This is a genomic window from Allobosea sp. 10N428 (genome assembly GCF_056394545.1).
On sequence record NZ_JBFTIC010000002.1, the window covers coordinates 633,213 to 659,228 of the forward strand.

Below are 26,016 nucleotides of genomic sequence, written 5' to 3' on the forward strand. Positions count from 1 at the left end.
CCGGCGTAGCCGCCACGACGGCTTTCGAAAATCAGCATGACGTCGCAGGCGGAGGGCGTATGGCGGTCGACCACGCCGCCTGTCCTTGCCGCATGGCTGCTGTGGCAGGAATGGCGAGGCGCACCGGTTGAGAGCTGCAGGATCAACTTCTAGGCTGCCCGCGCCGTGCTCGGGAGCTGGCCCGACCTGCGGGGCCGCCCTTGATTCACAATCGCAACGTTCTTCTGCAAAGGCCTATAACGAAATGGCTTCCTCTGACGCCCTTGCTCCGGTCTTCGATCATATCGAAGCCAACCGCAGCGCCTTCCTCGACCGGCTGATCGCCTATCTGCGCCACCCCAGCATCAGCGCCGAGAATATCGGCATCGCCGAGGTCGGGGCGCTGCTGGTCGAGATGCTGACGGAGATCGGGCTCGAGACCGGCCTCGTGCAGACCGAAGGGCATCCCATGGTCCTCGCCCGCTGGGAGAAGGCACCGGGCAAGCCGACTGTGCTGCTCTACGGCCATTACGATGTGCAGCCACCGGACCCGCTCGACAAATGGGTTTCTCCGCCCTTCGAGCCCACGATTCGCGACGGCCGGCTCTATGCGCGCGGCGTCGGCGACAATAAGGGCCAGCACTTCGCCCAGATCCTCGCGATCGAATCCCATCTCAAGGTCTATGGCGAACTGCCCTGCAATGTCATCCTGCTGCTGGAGGGCGAGGAGGAGATCGGCAGCCCGCGCATCGCCGGCTTCGTGCGCGCCAACCAGAACAAGCTGAAGGCCGATCTCGCCGTCACCGCCGACGGCCCGCGCCATGCCAGCGGCGCGCCCACCATCAAGTTCGGCTCGCGCGGCGTCGTCTCCTTCGATTTGCGCTGTCGCCATGCCAGCCGCGACGTCCATTCCGGCAATTTCGGCGGTGTCGTGCCGAACCCGATCTGGACGCTGGTCCACCTGCTCGCCACCATGAAGAACGCCAATGGCGAGATTACCATCGAGGGCATGCACGACGACGTCCAGCCGCCGACCTCCGAGGATCTGGAGGCGATCGAGCGCCTGCCGCTCGATCTGGACGCATTCAAGCAAGGGCTCGACCTCAAGCGCCTCGACGCGCCGCTCGACCGGCCGTTCTATGATCGCCTGTGCTTCCAGCCGACGCTGACGATCAACGGCTTCCACGGCGGCTACGGCGGGCCGGGCACCAAGACCGTGCTGCCGAACGAGGCATTGGTGAAATGCGATATCCGCCTCGTCGAGGCGCAGGACCCGGAGGACATCCTGCGCAAGGTTGCGGCCCATGTCGCCAAGCATGCGCCGGAGGTCGAGTTCATCGTCGAGGAAACCGGCATGCAGCCCTCGAAGACGCAGATCGCCTCGCGCTATACGGTGCCGCTACGCCGCGCCTTCGTCGCCGCCCATGGCGAGGAGCCGCTGCTGATCCCGGCCGGTTTCGGCAGCCTGCCGAACTACGTCTTCACCAAGATCCTCGGCATCCCCGCCTATGTCACGCCCTATGCCAACCATGACGAAGCCAACCACGCCCCGAACGAGAATATGACGCTGGATTGTTTCCAGAGCGGCATCAGGACGGGCGCGGCGCTGCTGCACGAGCTCGGGCAGTTGCAGGACGAGGGCTGAGCCGGCTGGAACTATGAGGCCGGCGTTTCCTCGCCGGCCTTGCCTCTCAGCACGAAGATGAGGCCGCCGGCGCTCATCAGGGTAAGGCAGAACCAGGTCAGCGCGTAGATCAGATGCGTGTTGCGGAAGCTGACCTGGGTCATGCCGCCCTGCGGCAACGGCCCTGGTTCGCTCGCCGCGTCGGCATCGACGAAATAGGGCGCGACCTCGCCAAGCCCTCGCGCCGAGGCGATCGCGGCGACGTCGCGAGAATACCAGCGGCCCGTGGCGGGATCGTTGGCGCGCAGGAAGCCGCCGCCCGGCTCCGTGAGCCGCAACAGCCCGACCACCCTCGCCTGTTCGCCGGCCACCTTGCGCCGTTCTTCAACCCCGCGCCGATCCTCCGGCACGAAACCGCGGTTGACGAGGACCGTGAAACCCGAATCGGCGTGGAAGGGCGCGATCACCCAGAAGCCCGGGCCGCGTTCGGTCACCGCCATCGTCAGTGTTTCAGGCGTCTCAAGATAACGGCCCTGCAGGGCGACGCGGCGATACTCGGCATTGTCAGCCGCGATTGCCGGCCATTCCAGCGGGCCCGGTGCAGTCACGGGCGCGGCGTGAACCCGCGCCTCGACCCGGGCGATCAGGTCGAGCTTCCAGCTCCGCCGCTGCACCTGCCAGATGCAGAGGCCGGCGGAAACCAGCGTGACGAGGGTCAGCGCCGTAGCAAAGATGAGGCGCCCGGCGCCTGCGCGCCGCTTGGCCGTCGCGCCCGCGGGCACGAGCCGCCTCACATCTTGTGCAGCTCGGTCGGCATCATGTTGGCGTTGAGGTGGTACATCACCCACAACGAGCCGGAGAGCGCAATCGCCACGATGACGATCGTGAAGATCAGCGCCATCATCGTCCAGCCGCTCTCGGAGCGGCTGTTCATGTGCAGGAAGTAGACCATGTGGACGACGATCTGGACGGCGGCAAGGCCCATGATCACGATTGCGGTCAGCATCGAATTGCTGAGCACGTCGTTCATGACCAGCCAGAACGGGATCGCGGTCAGGACGACGGAAAGCAGGAAGCCGGTGACATAGCCGCGCAGACTGCCATGCGGCTGGCCGTCGCCGCCGTGCTCGTCGTGATGTTCGGCGTGGTTCCGGCTAGCGCTCATTTCAGCACGCCCATCAGATAGACGAAGGTGAAGACGCCGATCCAGACGACGTCGAGGAAGTGCCAGAACATGCTCAGGCACATCAGCCGGCGCCGGTTGGCCTCGATCAGCCCGCGCCGCCTGACCTGAACCATCAGCACTGTCAGCCAGATCAGGCCGAAGGTGACGTGCAGCCCATGCGTGCCGACCAGCGCGAAGAAGGAGGACAGGAAGGCGCTGCGCATCGGCGTCGCGCCCTCATGGATCATATGCGCGAACTCGTAGAGCTCGATCGCGAGGAAGGCGAGCCCGAAGAGCCCGGTCACGACCAGCCAGCCCTGCATCGCCGCCTGCCGGCCCTTTTCCATCGCCAGCATGGCAAAGCCATAGGTGATCGAGGACAGCAGCAGCATGGTGGTGTTGACCGCCACCAGCCTGAGGTCGAACAGATCGGCGCCTGATGGCCCGGCCGCATAGTTGCGCCCGAGCACGCCGAAGGTCGCGAAGAGGACCGCAAAAACCAGGCAGTCGCTCATGATGTAGAGCCAGAAGCCGAGCATGGTCGAGCCGCCGGAGTGCTCTTGCTCGTCCTCCGTCACGTAGAACGCCGGAACGCCGTTCGCAGCCTGCGCTTCCGCTATCGCCTTAGCCATCATCGCCCCTCAGGCCCGGCCGAGCAGTTCGGTGCGCGAATCCTCTTCGCGCAGAACGGCTTCGGCCGGAATGTGGAAGTCGCGGTTATAGTTGAAGGTATGCCCGATCGCCGTCGCCAGGACGCCGACGAAGCTGAGCGCCGCCAGCCACCAGATGTACCAGATCAAAGCGAAGCCGCAGATCGTCGCGAGCCCGGCGATGATCAGACCAGCACTGGTGTTCCGCGGCATGTGGATCGGCCGGAAGCCGCCGAGCGGACGCTTGTAGCCGCGCTTCTTCATGTCGGCCCAGGCGTCGAGGTCATGCACGATAGGCGTGAAGGCGAAGTTGTAGGCCGGCGGCGGCGACGAGGTCGACCATTCCAGCGTGCGCCCGTCCCAGGGGTCGCCGGTCGTATCGCGCAACTCCTCGCGGCGCATAATGCTGACACCGATCTGGATCAGGAAGCAGAGGATCCCCAGGGCGATCAGCACCGCTCCCACAGCCGCGACCACGAACCAGATTTGCAGCGAGGGATCCTCAAACCGGCTGAGGCGCCGCGTCACGCCCATCAGGCCGAGCACATATAGCGGCATGAAGGCGACGTAGAAGCCGATCACCCAGAACCAGAAGGAGAGCAGGCCCCAGAACCGGTCGAGCTTGAAGCCGAAAGCCTTGGGGAACCAGTAGGCGATGCCGGCGAAGACGCCGAAGACCACGCCGCCGATGATGACATTGTGGAAATGGGCGATCAAGAACAGGCTGTTGTGCAGCACGAAGTCGGCCGGCGGCACTGCCAGCATGACGCCGGTCATGCCGCCGATGACGAAGGTCAGCATGAACGCCAGGAGCCACATCATCGGCAGCTCGAAGCGGATGCGGCCGCGATACATCGTGAACAACCAGTTGAAGATCTTCGCCCCCGTCGGGATCGAGATGATCATCGTCGTGATCCCGAAGAACGAGTTCACGCTTGCGCCGGAGCCCATCGTGAAGAAATGGTGCAGCCAGACAAGATAGGACAGGATGGTGATGACCACCGTCGCATAGACCATCGAGGCATAGCCGAAGAGGCGCTTGCCGCAGAAGGTCGAGGCCACCTCCGAATAGACGCCGAAAATCGGCAGGATCAGGATGTAGACCTCCGGGTGGCCCCAGATCCAGATCAGGTTCACGTACATCATCGGGTTGCCGCCGAGATCGTTCGTGAAGAAGTTGGTGCCGACATAGCGGTCGAGCGTCAGCAGCGCGAGCGTCGCCGCCAGGATCGGGAAGGTCGCGACGATCAGCACGTTGGTGCACAGCGCCGTCCAGCTGAAGACCGGCATCTTCATCAAGTCCATGCCGGGAGCGCGCATCTTCACGATGGTCGCGATCAGGTTGACGCCCGACAAGGTCGTGCCGACGCCCGCAATCTGCAGCGCCCACAGGTAGTAATCCATGCCGACCCCGGGCGAGTAGGCAGCCCCCGAGAGCGGCGGATAGGCGAGCCAGCCGACCTTGGCGAATTCACCGACGAAGAGCGACATCATCACCAGCACGGCGCCGCCCACCGTCATCCAGAAGCTGAAATTATTCAGGAAGGGGAAGGCGACGTCGCGCGCGCCGATCTGCAGCGGCATGACATAGTTCATCAGACCCGTGACGAAGGGCATCGCCACGAAGAAGATCATGATCACGCCGTGGGCCGTGAAGATCTGGTCGTAATGGTGCGGCGGCAAATAGCCCTCGTTGCCGGCGAAGGCGATCGCCTGCTGGCCGCGCATCATCAGCGCGTCGGCGAAGCCGCGCAGCAGCATGATCACGCCCAGGATCATGTACATGATCCCGATCTTCTTGTGGTCCACGCTGGTGAACCACTCGTGCCAGAGATAGCCCCAGAGCTTGAAGCGGGTGATCAGCGCGATGAGCGCGAGGCCGCCGAGCGCGACCGCGGCGAACGTCCCGATCAGGATCGGCTCGTGATAGGGGATCGCCTCGAGGGTGAAGCGTCCGAACAGCAGCTTCCACCAGTCGGGATAGGAGGTCATTGTTCACTCGGCTCGCTAGCGAAAGCGCTTCAGTTGGCGACGCGGGCGGTGACGCCCGCGGTGCCGTAGACATCGGTCGGCGTGCAGATCGCCGTCACAAAGGGGCGCGGCGGCATCGGCTGCCCACCCCGGCGTACGCTCTTGTCGTATTCCAGCTGCGCAACGATATGGATGCCTTCCTTGCCGCCGCCGCCCTTGGCGTCCATCGCCATCATGTCGCGCATGCACATCTTCGCGCGGTCGACGCACATATTCAGGATGGCACCGAAGAGATCGGAGGGCACGTCGCGGAACAGGCGCGCCGGCTCGCGCTCGCTCGGCTTCTCCAGCACGAGATACTCCTCGCGCCCGAGCGGGTTGCCGTTGCGGATCGCTCCCTGCACCCACTCGCCGAAACTCTTCTCGTCGACGCCGTGGAAGCGGAAGCGCATGTCTGAGAAGCCGGCGCCGCTGTAATTGGCCGAGAAGCCCTCGAAGTCGCCGGGGTGGTTGATCACGGCGTTGAGCTTCGTCTGCATGCCCGGCATTGCGTAGATCTGGCCGGCGAGCGCGGGAATGAAGAGCGAGTTCATCACCGAGGAGGAGGTGATGCGGAACTCGATCGGCCGATCGACCGGCGCCACCACCTCGTTCAGCGAGGCGATGCCCTGCGCCGGGTAGAGGAACAGCCATTTCCAGTCGAGCGCCACGACCTGGATCACCAGCGGCTGCTTTGTCGGCCCGTTGCCACCCGCTCTCGCCTCGACGGTCGGCTTGGAAGCGCTGATGCGGTCGAGCGGCCGATAGGGGTCGAGCAGATGCGTGCCCATCCAGGTCATCGCGCCGATCACGATGATGATCAGCAGCGGCACCGACCAGATCACCACCTCGAGCGGCAGCGAATGGTTCCAATCCGGATGATAGCTGGCATTGGCCGAGGCCCGGTAGCGCCAGGCGAAGAAAATCGTCAGCGCCATCACCGGAATGATGATGAGCAACATCAGCGCCGTGGAGGCGAGCATGAGGTTTCTCTGCTGCATCGCAACATCGCCCGACGGCGACAGCAGGACCCACTGGCATCCGCCAAGCAGCGCAAAAACCGGCAAAGCCGCTAAAAAACGAAAGATGCGCAAGAGACTCGAGACCTCCCTCTTCCGGGAACCGACGTTCTCTATTCCCATTCTTTCGCACCGCACATCGGACAATCTGTCCCATTGCGGCGGTTTGACGGGTGGCTTCTATCCACCGTATCCATTTGTATGAGGTGCGGGCAAGTCCGGTTGTTCCGGTGAGCCCCCCAGCGAGGAATTCGCGGTCATGAGCGCTGACGCGGCGAGCCATTCATCGGGGCATCTGACGGACGAGCACGGGCGGGACCATGTGACGCCCGCCGATATCGCGCTCGGCGTCATCATCGGCCGGACGTCGGAATATTTCGACTTCTTCGTCTTCGGCCTCGGCTGCGTGCTGGTCTTCCCCGAACTGGTCTTCCCCTTCGTCGACCGGCTCACCGGCACGCTCTACGCCTTCGGCATATTCGCGCTGGCATTCGTGACGCGCCCCTTCGGCTCGGTGTTGTTCTTCGCGATCGACCGGCGCTACGGCCGGGCGACCAAACTCACTGCGGCGCTGTTTCTTCTCGGCGGCGCGACGGCCGCCATAGCCTTCCTGCCGGGCTACGAGACGATCGGCATCTGGTCCGTCGTCATCCTCGCCGGCTTCCGGCTGCTGCAGGGCATCGCGCTCGGCGGCGCCTGGGATGGCCTGTCCTCGCTGCTCGCCCTCAACGCACCGCCCAATCGGCGCGGCTGGTATGCCATGCTGCCGCAGCTCGGTGCCCCCTTCGGCTTCATCCTCGCTGCAGGGCTGTTCGCCTATTTCGAGGGTGCGCTGTCGAAGGCGGATTTTCTCGGCTGGGGCTGGCGCTACCCCTTCTTCGTCGCCCTGACGATCAACGTCGTGGCGCTCTTCGCCCGGCTGCGCATGGTCGCGACCCATGAATTCGCCGAGCTGATGGAAACGCGCGAGCTGATGCCGGTGCCGGTGTCCGAGCTCATCCGGGTTCATGGCCGCACGCTCGTCCTCGGCGCCTTCGTGCCGCTGGCAAGCTTCGCGCTCTTCCACCTCGTCACCATCTTCCCGGTGAGCTGGATCAACCTCTTCACCGACCGCTCGGTCTCGGAATTCCTGCTGGTCCAGGGCGCTGGCGGCGTCGTCGGAGCAGGTGCGATCGTCACCTCCGGCCTGATCGCCGACCAGATCGGCCGCCGCAACACTCTGCTCTTGTCCGGCGCCATGATCGCCCTGTTCAGCCTGTCGAGCATCGTCGCGCCGCTGCTCTTCGGCGACAGCCAAGCGGGTCAGACGATCTACGTCATCATCGGCTTCGGGCTGCTCGGTCTCTCCTACGGCCAGACCGCAGGCGCGGTCGCCTCGAGCTTCGGCACGCAGTACCGCTATACCGGCGCGGCACTGACCTCCGACTTCGCCTGGCTCATCGGCGCCGGCTTCGCGCCACTGGTGGCGCTCACCGTATCGAGCACCTTCGGCCTCGCCTGGGTCGGCGTCTATCTGCTCTCCGGCGCGCTCTGCACGCTGGCGGCGCTGGCGATCGACCGCAGGCTGGAGCGCAGCTACGGCTAAGCGGGGCCGCTCACCACCGTCATTCTCGGGCGACCGAAGGGGGACCCGAGAATCGCGCGAAGATGGGGTTCCCGACCGCGCTTGTCCCGAGATGCTCGGATCAAGCCGGGGCATGACGCTTAAGGCCGCGATCAGCGCCCCGTCCAGTTCGGCGGGCGCTTGCTGAGGAAGGCTTCCATGCCCTCGCGGAAATCGGCGCTGGTGTAGCAGAGCGTCACGAGGTCGCTGCCGTCGAGCCCTTCGGCGGTCGCGGCGGTCAAGCGGCGCATCGCTTCCTTGGTCGCGCGCATGGTCAGCGGCGCATGGCCGGCAATGGTCTGCGCAAGCGCGCTCGCGCGAGCCATCAACGCAGCATGGTCCGGCAGTAACTCGCTGTAGAGACCGATGCGATGCCCTTCCTCCGCCTCGACCAGCCGCGCGGTGAAGACGATGTCCTTGACCCTTGCCGGGCCGAGGATGGCGTAAAGCCGCGCATAATTTTCCATCGACAAGCAGTTGCCGAGCGTGCGCGCAATCGGGAAGCCGAAGCGTGCCGTCAACCCCGCGATCCTGAGATCGCAGGCGAGCGCGATGCCGGCGCCGCCGCCCGTCACGGCCCCCGAGATCGCGGCCAGTGTCGGCACCGGGCAGCGCTCGATCGACCCGATCACTTTCTCGATCCGCTCCTCATAGGCCAGCGCGTCTTCGGCGCTCTTGAAGACACGGAACTGGGCGATATCGGTGCCGGCCGCGAAGGCCTTGTCGCCGGCCCCCGTCATGATGATCACGCGCGGATCGCCATGATCAGCCGGATCACGGCAGATCTCGGCGATGCGCTCATACATGGCGAAGGTCAGCGCGTTGCGCGCCTGTGGCCGGTTGAGCGTGATCGTGCCCACCCCATTCTCGACTGCATACAGAATTTCGTCGTTCACGCCGGCCTCCATCAGATCACGCCTTCGGCCCGCAGTCTTGCGAGCCCTGCCTCGTCATAGCCGAGCCCAGCGAGGATCTCGTCATTATGCTGCCCGGCCGTCGGTGTCGGCGTCGCGACATCGGCCGGCGTGCGCGAGAGCGTCACCGGCTGGCCGACAAGGCGGATATCGCCGAGCGCGGGGTGGCTCACCGGCCTGGCGATGCCAAGATGGCGCACCTGCGGGTCCTCGAACATCTGGTCGACCGCGTAGATCGGGCCGGCCGGCACGCTGTGACGCTCCATGATCTCCAGCCACGCGGCGCTGTCAGCCTCGGCAAGCCGCTCCTCGATCACCTCCCGCAGTTCCGGACGACGCTCGAAGCGCTTCTCCGTGCTGTCGTAACGGGCATCCGTGCCCCATTCCGGCCGCCCGATCGCGCGGCAGAACGAGCGCCACTGTTCCTCGCCGCCGACGCCGAGATTGATCGCGCCATCACGCGTCCGGTAGACGCCCATCGGCGTCTGATACGGGTGGTCGTTGCCGGCCTGCGGCGGAACGGAGCCCTCGACGAGATAGCGCGCCGCCTGGAAGTCCATCATCGCGATCTGGGCTTCGAGCAGCGAGGTCTGCACCCACTGCCCCTTGCCCGAGGTGGCGCGCTCCTGCAGCGCCACCAGCGCGCCGACCGCGCCATAGAGCCCAGCCGAGGAATCGGCGAGCGCGATGCCGGCCCGGACCGGCCCCTGCCCCGGCAGGCCGGTCACCGACATCATCCCGCCCATGCCCTGTGCGATCTGATCGAAGCCCGCGCGGGTCCGGTATGGGCCGGACTGGCCGAAGCCGGAGATCGAGACCAGAATCAGCCGCCGATTGCGGGCGTGCAACGTCTCGAAATCGAGCCCGAGCCGTTCCTTCACATCGGGCCTGAAGTTCTCGACGAGCAGATCGGCATCGTCGACGAGCTTCATCAGAATCGCCTTGCCCTCCGGCGTCTTTAGATTGAGCGCGAGCGAGCGCTTGTTGCGATGCAGATTCTGCATGTCATAGCCCAGGCGCGGGCCGCTCATGTTCTCGTTGGGATCGAGCCCCGGCGGGCTTTCCACCTTGATCACGTCGGCGCCGAAATCGGCGAAGACACGCACGCAGGTCGGCCCGGCCCGCACGCGGGTCAAATCGAGCACCTTGAGCCCGGCGAGGGCCGTGGACGGTCTTGGCTGTGCCATTTTTTCGTTCGCTCCTCCCTGGAGCGAACTATCCGGTTGTCTTCGCGGGCCCGTCAATCGCCTTGCGCATACTGCATGCAGGCGCTGGGCACATAACGGGAAACGCCTGATTTTCCGCGCTCCGGCTTCTGCTTGCAGTCTTATGGCGCCGGGCACGCTGAACCCGAATTTTTCCCTTGAAGCTGAAGTGGCTACAGCTTGTAGAGAAGAAGTCCCGTAGCGAAGCCAGACGGAGACTGAAGATATGGCCGCCCCATCCCCAGCCGAAACCAAGACCCTCTCCTGGAAGGTCGGCGGCATGGATTGCGCGAGCTGCGCGACGAAGATTCGCGGCGCGGTCGAGCGCCTCCCCGGCGTCAGCGACGTCAAGCTTTCGGTGATGTCTGAGACGCTGACGCTCTCGTTGGATGCGGGCCAGACCACGCCTGAGGCGATCGAGAAGCGCGTCAACGGGCTCGGCTACACCGCCGCGGCGCTGGTGAGGGCCCCGGCTGAGAAGCCTGCCGCGAAGGGCAGTTGCTGCGGCCACGACCATCATGACCATGATCATGGCGGGCAGAATCACGGCAGGCACGAGCATGGCCATGCCGGCCATGAGCATGGCGAAGCCTGCCGCTCGGACCACGCGCACAGCCACGACCATGCTCACGGCCACGATGGACACGACCATGACCCGAAACCCGCCAAGGCAGCGCCGGCGAGCGACCATGGCCACGGCCTTCCCGGCCATGTCCATGAAGTGACGCCCGACGGCGCACGCTGGTATCAGACCGGCAAGGGACGCCTCGTCCTCGGCACCGGCCTGCTTCTCGGCGCCGCATACGCCATCCGCCTGCTTGCCGCCGATATCGGCCACTGGGCCTTCATCCTGGCCTGCGTCATCGGCGTATTCCCGGTCGCCAAGCGCGCCTTCGCGGCCGCCCGCGCCGGCATTCCCTTCACCATCGAGATGCTGATGACGATCGCCGCCGTCGGCGCGCTCTTCATCGGCGCGGCCGAGGAAGCGGCGCTGGTCGTCTTCCTCTTCGCCGTGGGCGAGGTTCTCGAGGGCGTCGCAGCCGACCGCGCCCGCGCCTCGATCCGCGCGCTCGGCGATCTCGTTCCCAAGACCGCGATCGTCGAGGAGAATGGCGCAACCCGGCAGGTCGACGCAGCGAGCCTCCGCATCGGCCAAACCGTTCTCGTCCGTCCGGGCGACCGCATCCCGGCCGATGGCGAGATCACTGACGGCATCTCCGGCATCGACGAGAGCCCGGTCACCGGCGAATCCGTGCCGAAGACCAAGGGTGTCGGCGAACCCGTCTTCGCCGGCTCGGTCAATCGCGAGGCGGCGCTGCGCGTGCGCGTCGACAAGGCGGCCGAGGACAACACCATCGCCCGCATCATCCGCCTGGTCGAGGAAGCGCAGGAGGCCCGCGCCCCGACCGAGCGCTTCATCGACCGTTTCTCGCGCTGGTACATGCCGGCGATCGTCGGGCTCGCCCTGCTGGTCGCGCTGGTGCCACCGCTTCTGCTCGGCGCCGAATGGTCGATCTGGATCTACCGCGCTCTGGCGCTGCTGCTGATCGGCTGCCCCTGCGCGCTGGTCATCTCGGTGCCGGCCGCGATCGCCGCCGCTCTTTCGGCCGGCGCCCGCCAAGGCCTGCTGATGAAGGGCGGCGTCGTCATCGAGACCGCCGCCAAGACCGGCCTCGTCGCCTTCGACAAAACCGGAACGCTGACACAGGGCAAGCCGCGCGTCACCGACATCGTCGCCCTCGCCGCCAGCGAATCGGAGGTCCTGGCGCTGGCCGCCGCCGTCGAGCACGGCTCTGCCCACCCGCTCGCCGAAGCCGTGCTCGAACGCACCCGCGCCGACGGCATCGCCTATGCGCCGGCAGCCGAGGCAGCGGCGCTCGCCGGCCAGGGCGTTACCGGCAGCGTCGGCGGCCGCGCGATCTTCGTCGGCGCGCCGCGGCACGCGGAGACGCGCGCTGCCTTCGACAAAAGGGCACGCCTCGCCGCCGAAGAACTGGAGGCAGCCGGCAAGACCGTCGCCGCGGTTGTCGTCGACGGCGCGCTCGCCGGCCTCATCGCGCTGCGTGACGAGCCGCGCGAGGACGCCGCCGCCGCAATCGCCGAACTCAAGGCGATGGGCATCCGCTCGGCCATGCTGACCGGCGACAATGCCCGCACGGGCGCCGCGATCGCAGGCAGTCTCGGCATGGAGCACAAGGCCGAATTGATGCCGGACGACAAGGTCGCAGCGATCAAGGCCTTCGCTGCCGAAGCCCCGGTGATGATGGTCGGTGACGGCATCAACGACGCGCCCGCGCTTGCAGCGGCCAGCATCGGTGTCGCCATGGGCTCCGGGACGGATGTCGCGCTAGAGACGGCCGATGGCGCGGTGCTGAAGAGCCGCGTCCGCGACGTCGCGGCGCTGATCCGGCTGGCGCGGGCGGCGATGGCCAATATCCGCGCCAACATCACGATCGCGCTCGGGCTGAAGGCCGTGTTCCTGGTCACCAGCGTGCTCGGCTACACCGGGCTCTGGGTCGCGATCCTCGCCGACACCGGCGCGACCGTCATCGTCACAGCAAACGCGCTGCGGCTGCTGCGCTTCGACGCCGGCAAGGCGAGCTGAAGGCCGACGCGGATCGGACCTTGACGAACGAGGCCGGGCGCAAGCCCGGCTTCAGCGCATCTGCCCGGCTCGGCGCACTCAGACGCTGATATCGGCGAAGGCTCCGGTCCGGCGATCGTTCTTCGCCTCCATCTGCCTGAGCATCTCGTCACGGACCTTGGCCATCACGTCGGCCTTGGCCTTCGAGTCGAGCTTGTTGAACTGCTCCTCGGTCATGCCCAGCTTGTCGAGGATCGCCTTCTGGACCCGCTCTTCGGGCGTCATCCGGGCGATCTTCAGAAACTCGGCCTCGGTCGAGGACGAGGGCGACGACGAGGAAGCGGCCTTGGACGCGGCGGAATCCTGTTGCGATTCGCCTTCCGCCGTCGGCTTGGTCGCATAGGTGGTCGGTAGATTGATCGGCCAGTTCGAGGTCGAGAACGAGACGGACATCGCGCGCTCCTTTCTGCTGGACTACGGACCTGCAATCTCCAGGCCGCTGCCAAGAATCGCATATTTATCATCTATTTCAATATGTTAGATGATAGACCGCAATAGGAGGCGCTTGCCGCGCCGGGCGGATCGGGCAATTTCTGCCCGGCAGACAGCGCCCCATCCTCACGGATTCGACGAACCGCTGTCGATCCATCTCGGCCGCTTGCTCGAGCCCAACCGCGCCCTATTTCGCAATGCAAAATTGCCGCAGGCGAACGGCGCTCGACTGAGCAAGTGCAATATGACTACCAAATAGGCAACTCTCGCAGAGCCTGTCCCAAAATGACGCCTCCGATCAATTCATAGGCAGAGAATCCACCACATTTCGGACACATCCCTTACCTCAGCGCAGGTCGATCTCACAAAAATGACCGGAAACTTAATTGGCCATGCACAAAAAGCATAACAGAGCTGAGCGACAGCCACTGTTAGAGGCAGGCCGCCTGACTTATATGCACTGCACAACGAAATTATCGCTGTGGGCACCGCCCCGCTCCGGAATACGCAAGGAAAACCACCATGTTCGTCACGATGATCGCTGCCAAAATTCGAGCCTACTTCCGCTATCGCGAGACCGTTCGTGAGCTCTCCCGCCTCACCGACCGCGAGCTCGATGACCTCGGCCTGTCGCGCTCGGAGATCACCTTCATCGCCCGCTCGCACGCGTCGGCCTGAAGATCCTGACTTCGAACCGCCGCGCATAGGGCGCCGCGCGTTCAGTGTAGTTTCTCCCGGGTTCGGGTTTCCCCTCCCCCCGAACTTGGTCGAAGAGCGAATGCCCGCCTCACGGCGGGCATTTTGCATTTCGGGTCCCGCACACCTTGGTTGGATCAGCGCCATCCGAACGATAGGAATGCGCGGAAAGTCAAAAGGCTTGACCTCAAAGCCGGCTGCGGACACATCGCAGCCATGGAACCAGTACACATCATCGGCGGCGGCCTCGCCGGCTCCGAAGCCGCCTGGCAGATTGCGCAGGCCGGCGTCCCGGTCGTCATCCACGAGATGCGCCCCGTGCGCGGCACCGACGCCCACAAGACCGAAGGGCTTGCCGAGCTCGTCTGCTCGAACTCCTTCCGCTCCGACGATTCGTCGAGCAATGCCGTCGGCCAGTTGCACTGGGAGATGCGCCGCCTCGGCTCGCTGATCATGGCCAAGGGCGATGCCCATCAGGTGCCGGCCGGCGGCGCGCTCGCGGTCGACCGTGACGGTTTCTCGCAGGCCGTCACCGCCGCGCTGGAGAGCCACCCGCTCGTCACCATCGACCGAGGCGAGATCGCCGGCCTGCCGCCGGCCGAATGGGACAATGTCATCATCGCGACTGGCCCGCTGACCTCCCCTGCCTTGGCGCAAGGCCTGCAGTCGCTCACATCAGAGGATTCGCTCGCCTTCTTCGACGCCATCGCGCCGATCGTCCATTTCGATTCGGTCGACATGGACCAGGCCTGGTTCCAGTCGCGCTACGACAAGGCCGGCCCCGGCGGCACCGGCGCCGACTACATCAACTGTCCGCTCGACCGCGACCAGTACGAGGCCTTCATCGACGCGCTGCTCGCCGCCGAAAAGACCGAGTTCAAGGAATGGGAAGGCACGCCCTATTTCGACGGCTGCCTGCCGATCGAGGTGATGGCCGAGCGCGGCCGTGAAACGTTGCGCTGGGGGCCGATGAAGCCGGTAGGGCTCACCAACAAGCACAACCCGACCGTGAAGGCCTATGCCGTGGTCCAGCTCCGGCAGGACAATGCGCTCGGCACCCTGTTCAACATGACGGGATTCCAGACCAAGCTGAAATATGGCGAGCAGGCCGCGATCTTCCGCATGATCCCCGGCCTGCAGAACGCCGAGTTCGCCCGGCTCGGCGGCATCCACCGCAACACCTATCTGAACTCGCCGAAGCTGCTGGACGAGCATCTGCGGCTGAAGGCCGATACGCGCCTGCGCTTCGCCGGCCAGATCACCGGCTGCGAGGGCTATGTCGAGAGCGCCGCCACCGGGCTTCTGGCAGGACGCATGGCCGCGGCCGAGCGTCTGGGCCGGGACCTGCCGCTCCCCCCTGCGACGACAGCGCTGGGCGCGCTGGTCAACCACATCACCGGCGGCCATATCGTCACCATCGACGAGGGGCCGCGCTCCTTCCAGCCGATGAACATCAATTTCGGGCTGTTCCCGCTGATCGAGGGCGTGGCAACCACCGGCCCCGATGGCAAGCGTCTGAAGGGGCCGGCCAAGAGCGTGGCCCGCAAGCAGGCGCTGACGGCGCGGGCGAAGGTCGAGATGGACGCCTGGGCGAGCGGCGTCGAGGCGAAGGCGGCGCAATAAGCTGGCGCCGTCATTCTCGGGCGGAGCGACGCGCAGACCCGAGAATCTCTGGCAGGATGAAGTGCCGGAACCTGTGCGTCAGGAGATACCCGGATCAGTCCCGAGCATAAACGCTCACCCTTTCCGCGCCGCCCGCCACAGGATCCACTGCCGCCGCCAGGACGGCAGGGTGATGATGCTTCGGTAGGGATCGTACCCCCTCGCCTCCATCCGCCGTAGATAGGGCTCGACCAGCGCCACCGGCAGGAAGGCTGGCCTCAGCGTCGGCGGAATCGTCTCGCTCAGGCCCGCGAGCTTCTTCAGGTGGTTGCGAGCGATCTCCCGCAGTTCCTTGAGCGTATAGAGCACGCCCGGTCCGCCACGCCCGCGCACGATATCGTCGCGCGTCACGCCGTTCCGGGAGAGAATGTCGGCCGGCAGGTAGACCTGCCCCTCCGCCGCGTGCCACGGGAAAGCGCGCATCAGCCCGGTCAGCGCATAGGCGACACCGGCATGGCCGCACGCCGTCGCCCCGCCCGGATCGCGCCCGCCTGCCAGGATCAGGCAGGCCAGCCGGATCACCGCGCTCGCGGTTTCGCCGGCATAGCCCTCCAGATCGCGCAGAGAGGGCATCGGATCGTCGTAGAGATCGAAGATGCGGGCATCGATCAGCGCCGTCAGCGGCGCAAGCGGCAGGCGGTATCGCCGGACCGTGTCGAGCAGGGCCGCGGCCACGGGATGTGCCTGCGTCTCGCTGCCCGACTGGCCTTCCAGCACGTCGCGCCACCATTGCAGCCTGACCTCGCCCGGCAGGGGCTCGCTGACCAGCGCCCTCACCCGCGCGATCTCATGGCTGAACGCATAGAGCGCGTAGAGCGCCGCCCGGCGATCGTCGGGGGCGTAGAGGCCGGCGATATAGCGATCCTGATCCTGCTCGCGCACGAGCGTCGCGCAATGGGCATAGGCGTCCGGCAGGCGCGCCGGAGCGATGTCTCTGCGATCGTCGGTTTCAGTGTGCGGCATTGTTCCGCCTCGGCCGACCTCGGCCGCTTCTAATGTAAGGCAAGCGCCCCGCCCCCGCTACGCATCGCCGGTATGATCGACATCCCGGATTGCAGGCGCCTTATTCGATCGCGATCAGCGCCGCTGCGACACGCCGATCCTCGCCAACAAGCACGTTATAGGTGCGGGCAGCCGCACCGGTCGCCATGCCCTCGACGGTGATCCCGGCCTGCCTTAGCGGATCACGCAGAGCGGGCGGAATGAAGGCAATATCGGCCCCTGTCCCGATCAACAGGAAGTCGATGCTCTCGGCCTCGTCCAGCACGGGCTGCAGGCTCTCGATCGTCACTTCGGAAAAGCGCGTCACCGGCCAGATCCGGATGCCGGCCGGCGTCGCGATGATCGAGCCCTTATGGCTCATCTCGGCGAAGCGGAAACCGCCCGCCCCGATCGCGTCGAGCGGGAAGCGGCCGGGAACGAAGCCCTCGAAGCGCGGCATGAAGCCGCTCAGGCCTTGGCCTTGGCGGCCGAAGCCTTGGCGCGCGCCGTCTCCTGCGCTTCCTCACGCGCGCCCGCCGAGCGGACATCCATGTAGAGCAGCACCGGCGTCGAGATGAACATCGCCGAATAGGTGCAGATCACCACGCCGAACAGCATGACGAGCGCGAAGCCCTCGATCGCGGTGCCGCCGAACAGCACCAGCGCGAGCAACGACAGGAAAGTCGTCGTCGCCGTCATCGCCGTGCGCGACAGCGTCGAGTTCACCGAGAGGTCGAGGAGCTCGGCAACCGGCATGGTCTTGTAGCGGCGCAGCAATTCGCGGGTGCGGTCGAACACGACCACGGTCTCGTTCAGCGAATAGCCGACGATGGTCAGGATCGCCGCGATCGAGGTCAGGTTGAATTCGAGCTGCGTGATCAGGAAGAAGCCGATGGTCAGCACGATGTCGTGCAGCGTGCCGAGGATCGCGCCGATCGCCAGCGGCATCTCGAAGCGGAACCAGAGATAGATCAGCACGCCGACGATCGCGAGCACGACGCCGAGCGTACCGGCCTGCACCAATTCGCCCGAGACGCGCGGCCCGACCGTCTCGACCCGGCGGAACTCGTACTGCGAGGCGAAAGCGTCCCGCGCCTTCACGACGACCGTCTGCTGAGCCGTCTCGCCGCCCGGCTGCATGCCGAAGCGCATCGAGACCTCGCCGCCCGAGCCGAATTCCTGCACCTCGGCATCGCCGAAGCCGAGCCCGTTCGCGGTATGGCGGATCTGGGCGATGTCGACCGCACCGGCCTTCGACTGCATCTCGATCAGCGTGCCGCCCTTGAAGTCGATGCCGAAGTTCAGGCCGACCGTCAGGAACAGCGCCAGCACCAGGACCGAATAGGCAGCCGACAGCGGATAGCTGACGCGGCGGAACCAGACGAATTTGAAGCGGGTGTTGTCGGGAACGATACGAAGCAGGCGCATGCGCATGGCCAATCTCCTAAGGGGTTGGCAGCGTCAGAACGGGAGGTGCTTGGGCTTGGCCCAGCGATACCAGAGCGCGATCAGCATCCGGGTCAGCGTCACCGCCGTGATGACGGTGGTGAGGATGCCCAGGATGAACACGACCGCAAAGCCGCGCACCGGGCCGGAGCCGAGCGAGAACAGCGCCACCGCCGCGATCAGCATGGTGACGTTGGAGTCGATGATCGTCGCGAAGGCGCGCTGGAAGCCTGCCTCGAGCGCCGAGACCAGGCTCCGCCCCTGATGCTCCTCCTCGCGCATGCGCTCGTAGATCAGCACGTTGGAGTCGACCGCCGTGCCGATGGTCAGCACGATGCCGGCGATGCCGGGCAGCGTCATCGTCGCGCCGAGGAAGGACATCAGGCCGAAGATCAGGCCGACATGGACGACGAGCGCGATACTCGCGATCAGGCCGAAGATGCCATAGGTCGCCAGCATGTAGATCACCACCATCACGGTCGCGATCAGGGTCGCCATCTTGCCGGCGCGGATCGAGTCGGCGCCGAGGCCGGGGCCGACGGTACGCTCCTCGACGATCGTCATCTTGGCGGGCAGCGCGCCGGCGCGCAGCAGGATCGAGAGGTTGTTGACCTGCTCGACCGTGAAGTTGCCGGAGATCTGGCCCGAGCCGCCCGTGATGGGCGACTGGATCACCGGCGAGGAGATCACCTTGTTGTCGAGCACGATCGCCAGAGGGCGGCCGAGATTCTCGGTGGTGATCTGGCCGAAGCGCTGTGCGCCCCGGATGTTGAAGCGGAAGTTCACGATCGGCTGGCCGCTGCGCGAATCGAAGGCCGGCTGCGCGTCGATCAGGTCGGCGCCGTCGACGGAGGGCTGGCGCAGGACCGGGACGGTCTGGCCGCCGGCATCCTGCGAGGGCAGCATGTCGACATCGCTGCTGTTGGCGTCGCCGACGAGGCGGAATTCGAGCTTGGCGGTGTCGCCGAGGATCTGCTTCAGGCGCTGCGGATCCTGAAGGCCCGGCACCTGCACCAGAATGCGGTCGAGGCCCTGGCGCTGGATGTTCGGCTCGGTGGTGCCGAGCGCGTCGACGCGGCGACGCAGAACCTCCATCGCCTGCTCGACGGCGCGGCGGATGCGCTCGTTCGAGCCGGCTTCCGTCACGGTCAGCTGAATCAGCCCGTCAGGCTGCTCGGCAATGGCGATGGACTGGTTGCCCGAGGGGCCGAAGGCGCCGAGCGTGCCGATCGGCTGAGCGAGCTCCCGCAGTTTCGGCAGCACACGCGCACGCTCGGCCGCGTCCGGGACGCGCACTTGCACGCCGCGCGTCGTGGTCTGGATGCCGCCCTGAATGCTGATGCGCTCTTCGCGCAGGACGCGGCGAACATCGTCGCGCAGCTGGGTCACCTGGCTGCGCACCAGCTCCGCCCGGTCGATCTCGAGCAGGACGTGCGAGCCGCCCTGCAGATCGAGGCCGAGCACGACCGCATGGATCGGCAGGAAGATGCGCGGAATCCAGGACGGCGCGTTGTCGGCGATGGCCTTGCGCGTCTCCGGCGAGAACAGGTTCGGCACGGCGAGCCCGCAGCCGACGATCAGCACGAGCAGGACGAGAATGACCTTGCGGGCCTGGAGACGAAGCATCTGCGTGAACAGCCTTGTTGTCGTGCCTTAGATCACGCCGCATCCGGACGATGCCGTCCGAATGCGAAAACGCGATCGATTGTCAAAGTCAGCTCTTGACCGGCTCGCTCTTCGAGCGGACGTCCTGGACCATGCCGCGCACGATGCGCACGCGCACGCCGTCGGCGATCTCGGCTTCCAGCTCGGCGTCATCGATGACCTTCGACACCTTCGCGATCAGCCCACCCGAGGTCACGATCGTGTCGCCGCGGCGCACGTTCTTGATCATCTCCTGATGCGTCTTCGCCCGCCGCTGCTGCGGCCGGATGATCAGGAACCACATGATAACGAAGATCAGCAGGAACGGCACGAGCTGGATCAGCATGTCGGTGCCGCCACCGGCTCCTGTCGCCTGGGCGAAAGCGGGGGTGATCACTGAAGAACTCCTCTCTAACGACGGCGCAGCAGGCCGCCGGCCGCAGGACACGGCAAAAGCATCGCCCGGCCTAAAATCGCGCGGACTATAGCCAGCAATGCCGTGAAATCAATCGGACACGCCCGGTTGCCCATGCGCGCTCCTCACCTATGGGCTTGCTGCCATTCGCGCAATGCCCCTTGCGCTCGATCCACGACGCGGTTTAGCTAACCACAGCAACCGTACCGGACGGTACGGTACGGTTCGGCAGGATGAAACGAAGGCGCAGAGCCATGACCACGACCGAGACCGCCCCCGACCAGACCCTCGCGACGCTACTGCGGATTGCGGATGCGCTTGAGCGGATCGCGCCACCGCGGCGCAAGTCGGCCGACCTCAAAGCCGCCGACGCCTTCGTCTGGCAGACGACGGGCTCGGAGCTTGTGCCGGTGCCGAAGGTCAACCGCGTCGCACTTTCGCTCCTGCGCGGCGTCGACCGTGTCCGCGACACGCTGGCCGAGAATACCGAGCGGTTCGCCAAGGGCCTGCCCGCCAACAACGTGCTGCTCTGGGGTGCACGCGGCATGGGCAAGTCCTCGCTGGTCAAGGCGGTGCATGCCGACACCAACCAGCATCTGCCGAAGGGCGCGCTGCCACTGAAGCTGATCGAGATCCATCGCGAGGACATCGAGAGCCTCCCTGCCCTGATGAGCCAGCTGCGCAGCGATCCTCACCGCGCGATCGTCTTCTGCGACGATCTGTCCTTCGACAGCGACGACACCTCCTACAAATCGCTGAAGGCGGTGCTGGACGGCGGCGTGGAGGGACGGCCGGACAATGTCGTGTTCTACGCCACCTCGAATCGCCGCCACTTGCTGCCGCGCGACATGATGGACAATGAGCGCTCGACCTCGATCAATCCCGGCGAGGCGATCGAGGAGAAGGTCTCGCTCTCGGATCGGTTCGGCCTCTGGCTCGGCTTCCACAAATGCAGCCAGGACGAGTATCTGGAGATGATCAACGGCTATGCCGGCCATTTCGGGCTGGCGATCGACCCGGAGGAGTTGCGCCGCGACGCACTGGAATGGGCGACGACGCGCGGCTCCCGCTCCGGACGCACCGCCTGGCAGTACATCCAGGACCTCGCCGGCCGGCTGGGCAAGCGCCTGGAGGGGTGAAGCGCCCGCGCGTCATGGCCGGACTTGTCCCGACCATCCACGTCTTCATCGATGCAGTGCGGTGTTCAAGACGTGGATGCTCGCCAAAAGGGGCAAACATGACGCTGGATCGCAAAACAAACGAAAACGGGGCGGCCCTTCCTGGGGCCGCCCCGTCCTTTTTTCGATCGGGAGGGTCTCGCGAACCGATCGAAGGCTTGCAACTTTTCGCGTCGAACGCGGCTCAGTTGTTGAGGTAGGGAGTCGGATCGACCGGGGTCGAGCCCTTGCGCAGCTCGAAGTGGAGCTGAGGCGAGGAGACGTTGCCGCTCTGGCCCGAACTGGCGACGACCTGGCCGCGCTTGACGGCGTCGCCGCGCTTCACCTTGAGCTCGCCATTATGGGCATAGGCCGAGACATATCCGTTCGGGTGACGGATCAGGACGAGGTTGCCGTAGCCCTTCAGCTCGCTGCCGGCATAGGCGACGGTGCCGCCCTCGGCCGCCTTGACGGGCGTACCCTCGGGAACCGCGATGTTGATGCCCTCATTGCCGCCCTTGCTGTAGCCGGTGATCACACGGCCGCGAGCCGGCCAGCGGAAATCGGCCTTGTCGCCCGAAGACGCTTGTTCCTCCTGCTTCGGGAGGCTGGCAGTGGTCTTCGGCTCGGCTGCGGGCTCCGCCTTCGGGATCGCGGTCGGCTTCGGCTCGGCGGCGGGTGCGCTCGCCACCACGACCGGCTTCGCCTGCTGCTGAGCGGGAGCGGCGGTCTTCACCGGCTGCGAAACGGGCGCCGGCCTCGCCTCGGCGACAGGCTTCGCCGCAGGCACGGCCGGCACGGCAGCGCCTGTCTTGCGGGCATCTGCTTTGGCCTTGGCTTCGGCAGCGAAACGGGCACGGGATTCGCGCATCGCCTGGGCGTCTGCGGCGGCCTTGGTCTTGGCTTCCGCGGCAGCGGCGGCCTTGGTATCGGCCGCGGCCTTGGCATGCGCCTTCGCATCGACGACCGGAGCGGGCTGACGGGCCGGAGCCGGACCGGCGACGAAACGCTGCGATGGGGCCGGAGCCGGCGTCGCCTGAGGGGCCGGAGCGGCGGCCGCAACCGGAGCGGAGGTGCCGCTCGCATTGTAGACCGGTACCGTGATCCGTGTGCCCGGCGGCACATTGGCGCTGCTCAGCCCGTTCGCGGACATCAGAGCGGCGCGCGGCACGCCATAGCGCGACGAGATCATGTCGAGATTCTCGCCCTGCGCGATCACGACCGGCGTGCCGCCTTGCGCCGACCAGCCGGCAGCGCTGCCGGAGACGGCCTGCGGCGGCGCCGAGTTCAGCGCAACGGCCGATTGCGGCGGCGGCAGAGGCTGCGCCCGCACGACCGGCGCGGACGGAACCGGCTGCAGCGGCGCGCTGGCAGAGCGCCCGATCGAGCCAGTGGTAGCCGGATCGCGAGCAGGCGCCGGGGCCTGTGCAGTCCTGAAGGGATTGTCGAAAGGGGTCTCGGTGAAGCGCAACGCGTCCGAGGAGCAGGCGCTGACACCGACGGCAAGCAGGCACACCGTCGAGAGACGACGGAGAGCGCGATGATTGATCGATCCGGCTTGGCTACGCATGAACAGAGTACTCGCGAACGACGCAACTCGATGACGGTCATTAAAGTCCCGTTGAGGTTACGAAAGCGTTTCGCTGGCGAAGCCGTCTTCACTTTTTTGGATTTTCGCCGGGAGGGCAGCGGCTCCATGCGGTGTCGCTGCAACCGCCGCCGGTTGCTGCGATCAGGCGTCAGAGCGCGCGCGAAATACCCGGCACCAGCGGCGGCAGGCGCAGCACCGGCCCGGTCGCGTGGTCGAACTGGTCATCGCCGACGCGCGTGACCACCACCCGCCGCGCCACCCCCTCGATTCGCAGGGCGCCGACGAGTCGTCCGCCATTCGACAGCCGCGTCAGCAGCGCCTCGGGCACCGTCTGTGTGACACCGTTGACGAGGATGCGGTCGAAGCGGCCGAGCGTGCGATCGGGCTGGAAGCCATCGGCATGGCGCAGATCGATCAGCTGGCCAAAACCGCTGCCGCTGACCCGCTCATGCGCGGCAAGCGCCAGCGAACGATAGCGCTCCAGCGAAACCACCTCGCCGCCCAGCGCCGCCAGCAGCGCCGAGACATAGCCGGAACCGGTGCCCACTTCGAGCACGCGCGCGCCCATCTGCATGTCGAGCGCGCCGAGCAAATTGGCGACGGTATGCGGCGCGGTCATCGTCTGGCCGCAGGGCAGCGGCACCGAGACGTCCTCGCGCGCGAGATCGGCAAAGCGGGCCGGCGCGAAACGATCGCGCGGCACCCGCTCCATAGCGCGCAGCAGCGTGAGGTCGCGCACCCCCCGCGCCCTCAGCGACAGCAGGAAGGCGACGGTACGTTCGCCCTCGCTGGCCGGCGCCTCCTCGCTCATGCCCCCTCCCCGCTGCCTCTCAGGCGAAGACTTGCGCGAAGCGGGTCAGCGTCGGCTCATGGGTCAGGTCGAGTTCCAGCGGAGTGACCGAGATGCGGTTCTCGGCCATGGCGCGCAGATCGGTGCCGTTTGCCGGCTCCTTGCGGCTGCGCTGGAAGGCTATCCAGAAATAGGGATTGCCGCGCCCGTCCTTGCGAGGCTCTAGCTTGACCAGTTCCTGGTCGCGCCGGCCCTGCACCGTGACGGAAACGCCCTGCACCTCGCTCGGCCCCGCATTTGGGAAGTTGAGGTTGAAGAGCACGCCCTCGGGAATGCCCTCCGCCAACAGCCGGCGGATGATGCCGGGCGCATGATGCTCGGCGCAGTCCCAGCGGATATTGCTGCGGTCGCCGGGCGTATAGGCCTGGCTGACTGCGATCGACGGGATGCCGAGCAGCGTGCCCTCCATCGCGGCCGCGATGGTCCCGGAATAGGTCACGTCCTCCGCGACGTTGGAGCCGCGGTTGACGCCAGAGAGCACGAGGTCGGGCCGCGCCTCGGCCATCACCGAGCGCACCGCCATGATGACGCAGTCGGTCGGCGTGCCCGCGACGGCGAAGCGCTTCTCGCTGATCTGGCGGAGTCTCAATGGATTCGACAGCGACAGCGAATGCGCCACGCCGGACTGGTCGCTCTCCGGCGCCACGACCCAGACATCGTCGGAGAGCTGGCGCGCGATGCGCTCCAGCACTTCCAGCCCCTCGGCATGGATGCCGTCATCATTGGTGACGAGAATACGCATCTCAGGCCGCCTTCTCGATCTTGGTCACGCCGCGCATATAGGGCACCAAAACCTCCGGCACGGTGATCGAGCCGTCGGAATTCTGGTAGTTCTCCATCACCGCGATCAGCGCCCGGCCGACCGCCGTGCCCGAGCCGTTGAGGGTGTGGACGAAGAACGGCCCCTTGCCGTCCCTGGTCTTGTAGCGCGCATTCATGCGCCGCGCCTGGAAATCGCCGCAGACCGAGCAGGATGAGATCTCGCGATAGGTCTTCTGGCCGGGCAGCCAGGCCTCGATGTCCCAGGTCTTCTGCGAGGCGAAGCCCATGTCGCCGGTGCACAGCGTCATCACGCGATAATGCAGGTCGAGCTTCTTCAGCACGTTCTCGGCGCAGGCGAGCATGCGCTCATGCTCCTCGCGCGACTTCTCCGGCGCCGTGATCGAGACCAGTTCGACCTTCTCGAACTGGTGCTGGCGCAGCATGCCGCGCGTATCGCGGCCGGCCGAGCCCGCTTCGGCCCGGAAGCAGGGCGTGAGCGCGCTGAATCGAAGCGGCAGCTCCTCCTCGGAAAGGATTGATTCCCTTGCAAGATTGGTCAGCGGAACCTCCGCGGTGGGGATCAGCCAATGCCCTCCGCCGAACGCGTCGCCCCACTGCTCGGCGCGGGCCTGACCGTGGCGCGCGATGGCGAGATCGCGGCGCAGCCCCTCGACGAAGGCGGTGATCTGGTCGCGCTCGTCCGGCGCAACCTTGCCGTCGTGGAGCGCCTGCATCACCGAGTTGAACGTCGCCTGCTCGAGCTTGCCCTCTTCGGACGCCCAGCTCTCAGCCAGCGATTCCCAAACCTCGGCCGCCGCACCGTGGTTCTTCAGATGCTCGGGCATTTCGAAGGCGACGGCGCGGAACTGGTCACCGGCGAATTTCGGCAGCTGCGCCGTGCCGAACATCGCATCGTCGCGCACCAGCAGCGGCGGGTTGACCTCCGTATAGCCATGCTCCTCCGTGTGCGTATCGAGCATGAACTGCCCGATCGCCCGCGACAGCCGCGCGACCTGGGCTTGCAGCACGACGAAGCGCGAGCCCGAGAGCTTGGCCGCCTTCTCGAAATCCATCTGGCCGAGCGCTTCGCCCAGCTCGAAATGCTGCTTGGGGTCGTTGATACCCCTCAGCAGCCCGCGCTCCTCCGGCTTCACGCCATGCATATGCAGCACGACATTGTCATGCTCGTCCGCACCATCCGGCACATCGTCGAACGGCACGTTCGGGATCGCGGCGAGCTTCTCGTCGAGCGCCTCCTTCGCGGCCTTCTCCTCGGCCTCGAGCGCCGGCTGCTCTTCCTTGAGCGCCGCGACCTCGGCCTTCAGCTTCTCGGCGAGCGCGACATCCTTCGCGCCCATCGCCTTGCCGATTTCCTTGGAAAGCGCGTTGCGGCGCTCCTGCACGCCCTGCGCCTTGGCGATGGCGGAACGGCGGACATCATCGAGCGCGAGCAGCGACGACGACAGCGGCTCCAGGCCCCGTCGCGTCAAGCCTCCATCGAACGCCGCGGCGTTCTCGCGAATCCATCTGATGTCGTACATCGTCGTCCGGCCATGCATCGCTGCGG

At 66.2% G+C, this 26,016-nt stretch carries 23 protein-coding genes; 6 read left to right on the forward strand and 17 right to left on the reverse strand.

Annotation, left to right across the window (positions count from 1 at the left end; genetic code table 11):
* Positions 1-244 precede the first annotated feature (244 nt).
* Complete coding sequence (locus AC1DDA_RS09405) at positions 245-1,624, forward strand: M20/M25/M40 family metallo-hydrolase (RefSeq protein WP_476795545.1); 1,380 nt, start codon at positions 245-247, stop codon at positions 1,622-1,624.
* Positions 1,625-1,635: 11 nt separating this feature from the next.
* On the opposite strand, the gene AC1DDA_RS09410 is transcribed toward AC1DDA_RS09405, so the two are convergent.
* Genes AC1DDA_RS09410 through cyoA form a run of 5 tightly spaced genes read right to left on the reverse strand, consistent with a single transcriptional unit; the run spans position 1,636 to position 6,570 of the window.
* On the reverse strand, positions 1,636-2,385 hold the full coding sequence (locus AC1DDA_RS09410) for an SURF1 family protein (RefSeq protein WP_476795546.1): 750 nt from the start codon (positions 2,383-2,385) through the stop codon (positions 1,636-1,638).
* Between the two features lie 8 nt (positions 2,386-2,393).
* Positions 2,394-2,768: a cytochrome o ubiquinol oxidase subunit IV gene (cyoD, locus tag AC1DDA_RS09415; protein WP_476795547.1), complete on the reverse strand. Its 375-nt coding sequence runs from the start codon at positions 2,766-2,768 to the stop codon at positions 2,394-2,396.
* The gene (gene cyoC, locus AC1DDA_RS09420; RefSeq protein ID WP_476795548.1) at positions 2,765-3,400 is read right to left on the reverse strand and encodes a cytochrome o ubiquinol oxidase subunit III; all 636 of its coding nucleotides are present in this window, start codon (positions 3,398-3,400) and stop codon (positions 2,765-2,767) included. The genes cyoD and cyoC overlap by 4 nt, the downstream gene beginning before the upstream one ends.
* A gap of 9 nt (positions 3,401-3,409) precedes the next feature.
* Entirely contained in the window at positions 3,410-5,410 is a 2,001-nt protein-coding gene (gene cyoB / locus AC1DDA_RS09425) for a cytochrome o ubiquinol oxidase subunit I (protein WP_441512712.1), read from the reverse strand.
* A gap of 29 nt (positions 5,411-5,439) precedes the next feature.
* Complete coding sequence (cyoA, locus tag AC1DDA_RS09430; protein ID WP_441512713.1) at positions 5,440-6,570, reverse strand: ubiquinol oxidase subunit II; 1,131 nt, start codon at positions 6,568-6,570, stop codon at positions 5,440-5,442.
* A gap of 136 nt (positions 6,571-6,706) precedes the next feature.
* Here cyoA and AC1DDA_RS09435 point away from each other — a divergent pair, with 136 nt between their 5' ends.
* Positions 6,707-8,032, forward strand: a complete 1,326-nt coding sequence (locus tag AC1DDA_RS09435) for an MFS transporter (RefSeq protein ID WP_476778643.1) — start codon at positions 6,707-6,709, stop codon at positions 8,030-8,032.
* Positions 8,033-8,163: 131 nt separating this feature from the next.
* Here the strand turns inward: AC1DDA_RS09435 and AC1DDA_RS09440 are convergent, their stop codons facing one another.
* Positions 8,164-8,958: an enoyl-CoA hydratase/isomerase family protein gene (locus AC1DDA_RS09440; RefSeq protein WP_476795549.1), complete on the reverse strand. Its 795-nt coding sequence runs from the start codon at positions 8,956-8,958 to the stop codon at positions 8,164-8,166.
* Complete coding sequence (locus AC1DDA_RS09445) at positions 8,958-10,151, reverse strand: CaiB/BaiF CoA transferase family protein (protein ID WP_476795550.1); 1,194 nt, start codon at positions 10,149-10,151, stop codon at positions 8,958-8,960. The genes AC1DDA_RS09440 and AC1DDA_RS09445 overlap by 1 nt, the downstream gene beginning before the upstream one ends.
* Positions 10,152-10,395: 244 nt before the next feature.
* On the opposite strand from AC1DDA_RS09445, the gene AC1DDA_RS09450 reads away from it, so the two are divergent.
* Positions 10,396-12,774: a heavy metal translocating P-type ATPase gene (locus tag AC1DDA_RS09450; protein WP_476795551.1), complete on the forward strand. Its 2,379-nt coding sequence runs from the start codon at positions 10,396-10,398 to the stop codon at positions 12,772-12,774.
* A 78-nt stretch (positions 12,775-12,852) separates the two neighbouring features.
* On the opposite strand, the gene AC1DDA_RS09455 is transcribed toward AC1DDA_RS09450, so the two are convergent.
* Positions 12,853-13,206 (reverse strand): hypothetical protein, encoded by a 354-nt coding sequence (locus tag AC1DDA_RS09455; RefSeq protein ID WP_476795552.1) that lies wholly within the window; start codon positions 13,204-13,206, stop codon positions 12,853-12,855.
* 561 nt (positions 13,207-13,767) lie between these two features.
* On the opposite strand from AC1DDA_RS09455, the gene AC1DDA_RS09460 reads away from it, so the two are divergent.
* Positions 13,768-13,923 carry a DUF1127 domain-containing protein gene (locus AC1DDA_RS09460; RefSeq protein WP_441512719.1) on the forward strand — a complete coding sequence of 52 codons (156 nt, stop codon included), beginning with the start codon at positions 13,768-13,770 and terminating at the stop codon, positions 13,921-13,923.
* Between the two features lie 234 nt (positions 13,924-14,157).
* Complete coding sequence (trmFO, locus tag AC1DDA_RS09465) at positions 14,158-15,564, forward strand: methylenetetrahydrofolate--tRNA-(uracil(54)-C(5))-methyltransferase (FADH(2)-oxidizing) TrmFO (protein WP_476795553.1); 1,407 nt, start codon at positions 14,158-14,160, stop codon at positions 15,562-15,564.
* Between the two features lie 114 nt (positions 15,565-15,678).
* On the opposite strand, the gene AC1DDA_RS09470 is transcribed toward trmFO, so the two are convergent.
* The 5 genes from AC1DDA_RS09470 to yajC form a co-directional block, all read right to left on the reverse strand.
* Positions 15,679-16,566 carry a phytoene/squalene synthase family protein gene (locus tag AC1DDA_RS09470; protein WP_476795554.1) on the reverse strand — a complete coding sequence of 296 codons (888 nt, stop codon included), beginning with the start codon at positions 16,564-16,566 and terminating at the stop codon, positions 15,679-15,681.
* Positions 16,567-16,666: 100 nt separating this feature from the next.
* Entirely contained in the window at positions 16,667-17,044 is a 378-nt protein-coding gene (locus AC1DDA_RS09475; protein ID WP_476778649.1) for an Mth938-like domain-containing protein, read from the reverse strand.
* 8 nt (positions 17,045-17,052) lie between these two features.
* Entirely contained in the window at positions 17,053-18,012 is a 960-nt protein-coding gene (gene secF / locus AC1DDA_RS09480) for a protein translocase subunit SecF (protein ID WP_441513075.1), read from the reverse strand.
* Between the two features lie 33 nt (positions 18,013-18,045).
* Positions 18,046-19,656: a protein translocase subunit SecD gene (secD, locus tag AC1DDA_RS09485; RefSeq protein WP_441512723.1), complete on the reverse strand. Its 1,611-nt coding sequence runs from the start codon at positions 19,654-19,656 to the stop codon at positions 18,046-18,048.
* 88 nt (positions 19,657-19,744) lie between these two features.
* On the reverse strand, positions 19,745-20,071 hold the full coding sequence (gene yajC / locus AC1DDA_RS09490; protein WP_441512724.1) for a preprotein translocase subunit YajC: 327 nt from the start codon (positions 20,069-20,071) through the stop codon (positions 19,745-19,747).
* 272 nt (positions 20,072-20,343) lie between these two features.
* On the opposite strand from yajC, the gene AC1DDA_RS09495 reads away from it, so the two are divergent.
* Positions 20,344-21,228, forward strand: coding sequence for an ATP-binding protein (locus tag AC1DDA_RS09495; protein ID WP_476778650.1), 885 nt, complete (start codon positions 20,344-20,346; stop codon positions 21,226-21,228).
* Between the two features lie 223 nt (positions 21,229-21,451).
* Here AC1DDA_RS09495 and AC1DDA_RS09500 read toward each other — a convergent pair whose 3' ends face one another.
* From AC1DDA_RS09500 to serS, 4 genes are all read right to left on the reverse strand, one after another.
* On the reverse strand, positions 21,452-22,816 hold the full coding sequence (locus AC1DDA_RS09500; RefSeq protein WP_476795555.1) for a peptidoglycan DD-metalloendopeptidase family protein: 1,365 nt from the start codon (positions 22,814-22,816) through the stop codon (positions 21,452-21,454).
* A gap of 169 nt (positions 22,817-22,985) precedes the next feature.
* Complete coding sequence (locus AC1DDA_RS09505) at positions 22,986-23,648, reverse strand: protein-L-isoaspartate O-methyltransferase family protein (protein WP_476795556.1); 663 nt, start codon at positions 23,646-23,648, stop codon at positions 22,986-22,988.
* Between the two features lie 19 nt (positions 23,649-23,667).
* Entirely contained in the window at positions 23,668-24,429 is a 762-nt protein-coding gene (gene surE, locus AC1DDA_RS09510; RefSeq protein WP_476795557.1) for a 5'/3'-nucleotidase SurE, read from the reverse strand.
* Between the two features lies 1 nt (position 24,430).
* Complete coding sequence (gene serS / locus AC1DDA_RS09515; protein WP_476795558.1) at positions 24,431-25,990, reverse strand: serine--tRNA ligase; 1,560 nt, start codon at positions 25,988-25,990, stop codon at positions 24,431-24,433.
* Between the last annotated feature and the right edge of the window lie 26 nt (positions 25,991-26,016).

Coding starts and splice junctions, on each gene's coding strand:
- AC1DDA_RS09405 (WP_476795545.1), top strand. CDS start 245: ATGGCTTCCTCTGACGCCCTTGCTCCGGTCTTCGATCATATCGAAGCC.
- cyoD (WP_476795547.1), bottom strand. CDS start 2,768: ATGAGCGCTAGCCGGAACCACGCCGAACATCACGACGAGCACGGCGGC.
- cyoC (WP_476795548.1), bottom strand. CDS start 3,400: ATGGCTAAGGCGATAGCGGAAGCGCAGGCTGCGAACGGCGTTCCGGCG.
- cyoB (WP_441512712.1), bottom strand. CDS start 5,410: ATGACCTCCTATCCCGACTGGTGGAAGCTGCTGTTCGGACGCTTCACC.
- cyoA (WP_441512713.1), bottom strand. CDS start 6,570: ATGGGAATAGAGAACGTCGGTTCCCGGAAGAGGGAGGTCTCGAGTCTC.
- AC1DDA_RS09435 (WP_476778643.1), top strand. CDS start 6,707: ATGAGCGCTGACGCGGCGAGCCATTCATCGGGGCATCTGACGGACGAG.
- AC1DDA_RS09440 (WP_476795549.1), bottom strand. CDS start 8,958: ATGGAGGCCGGCGTGAACGACGAAATTCTGTATGCAGTCGAGAATGGG.
- AC1DDA_RS09445 (WP_476795550.1), bottom strand. CDS start 10,151: ATGGCACAGCCAAGACCGTCCACGGCCCTCGCCGGGCTCAAGGTGCTC.
- AC1DDA_RS09450 (WP_476795551.1), top strand. CDS start 10,396: ATGGCCGCCCCATCCCCAGCCGAAACCAAGACCCTCTCCTGGAAGGTC.
- AC1DDA_RS09455 (WP_476795552.1), bottom strand. CDS start 13,206: ATGTCCGTCTCGTTCTCGACCTCGAACTGGCCGATCAATCTACCGACC.
- AC1DDA_RS09460 (WP_441512719.1), top strand. CDS start 13,768: ATGTTCGTCACGATGATCGCTGCCAAAATTCGAGCCTACTTCCGCTAT.
- trmFO (WP_476795553.1), top strand. CDS start 14,158: ATGGAACCAGTACACATCATCGGCGGCGGCCTCGCCGGCTCCGAAGCC.
- AC1DDA_RS09470 (WP_476795554.1), bottom strand. CDS start 16,566: ATGCCGCACACTGAAACCGACGATCGCAGAGACATCGCTCCGGCGCGC.
- AC1DDA_RS09475 (WP_476778649.1), bottom strand. CDS start 17,044: ATGCCGCGCTTCGAGGGCTTCGTTCCCGGCCGCTTCCCGCTCGACGCG.
- secF (WP_441513075.1), bottom strand. CDS start 18,012: ATGCGCCTGCTTCGTATCGTTCCCGACAACACCCGCTTCAAATTCGTC.
- secD (WP_441512723.1), bottom strand. CDS start 19,656: ATGCTTCGTCTCCAGGCCCGCAAGGTCATTCTCGTCCTGCTCGTGCTG.
- AC1DDA_RS09495 (WP_476778650.1), top strand. CDS start 20,344: ATGACCACGACCGAGACCGCCCCCGACCAGACCCTCGCGACGCTACTG.
- AC1DDA_RS09500 (WP_476795555.1), bottom strand. CDS start 22,816: ATGCGTAGCCAAGCCGGATCGATCAATCATCGCGCTCTCCGTCGTCTC.
- AC1DDA_RS09505 (WP_476795556.1), bottom strand. CDS start 23,648: ATGAGCGAGGAGGCGCCGGCCAGCGAGGGCGAACGTACCGTCGCCTTC.
- surE (WP_476795557.1), bottom strand. CDS start 24,429: ATGCGTATTCTCGTCACCAATGATGACGGCATCCATGCCGAGGGGCTG.
- serS (WP_476795558.1), bottom strand. CDS start 25,990: ATGTACGACATCAGATGGATTCGCGAGAACGCCGCGGCGTTCGATGGA.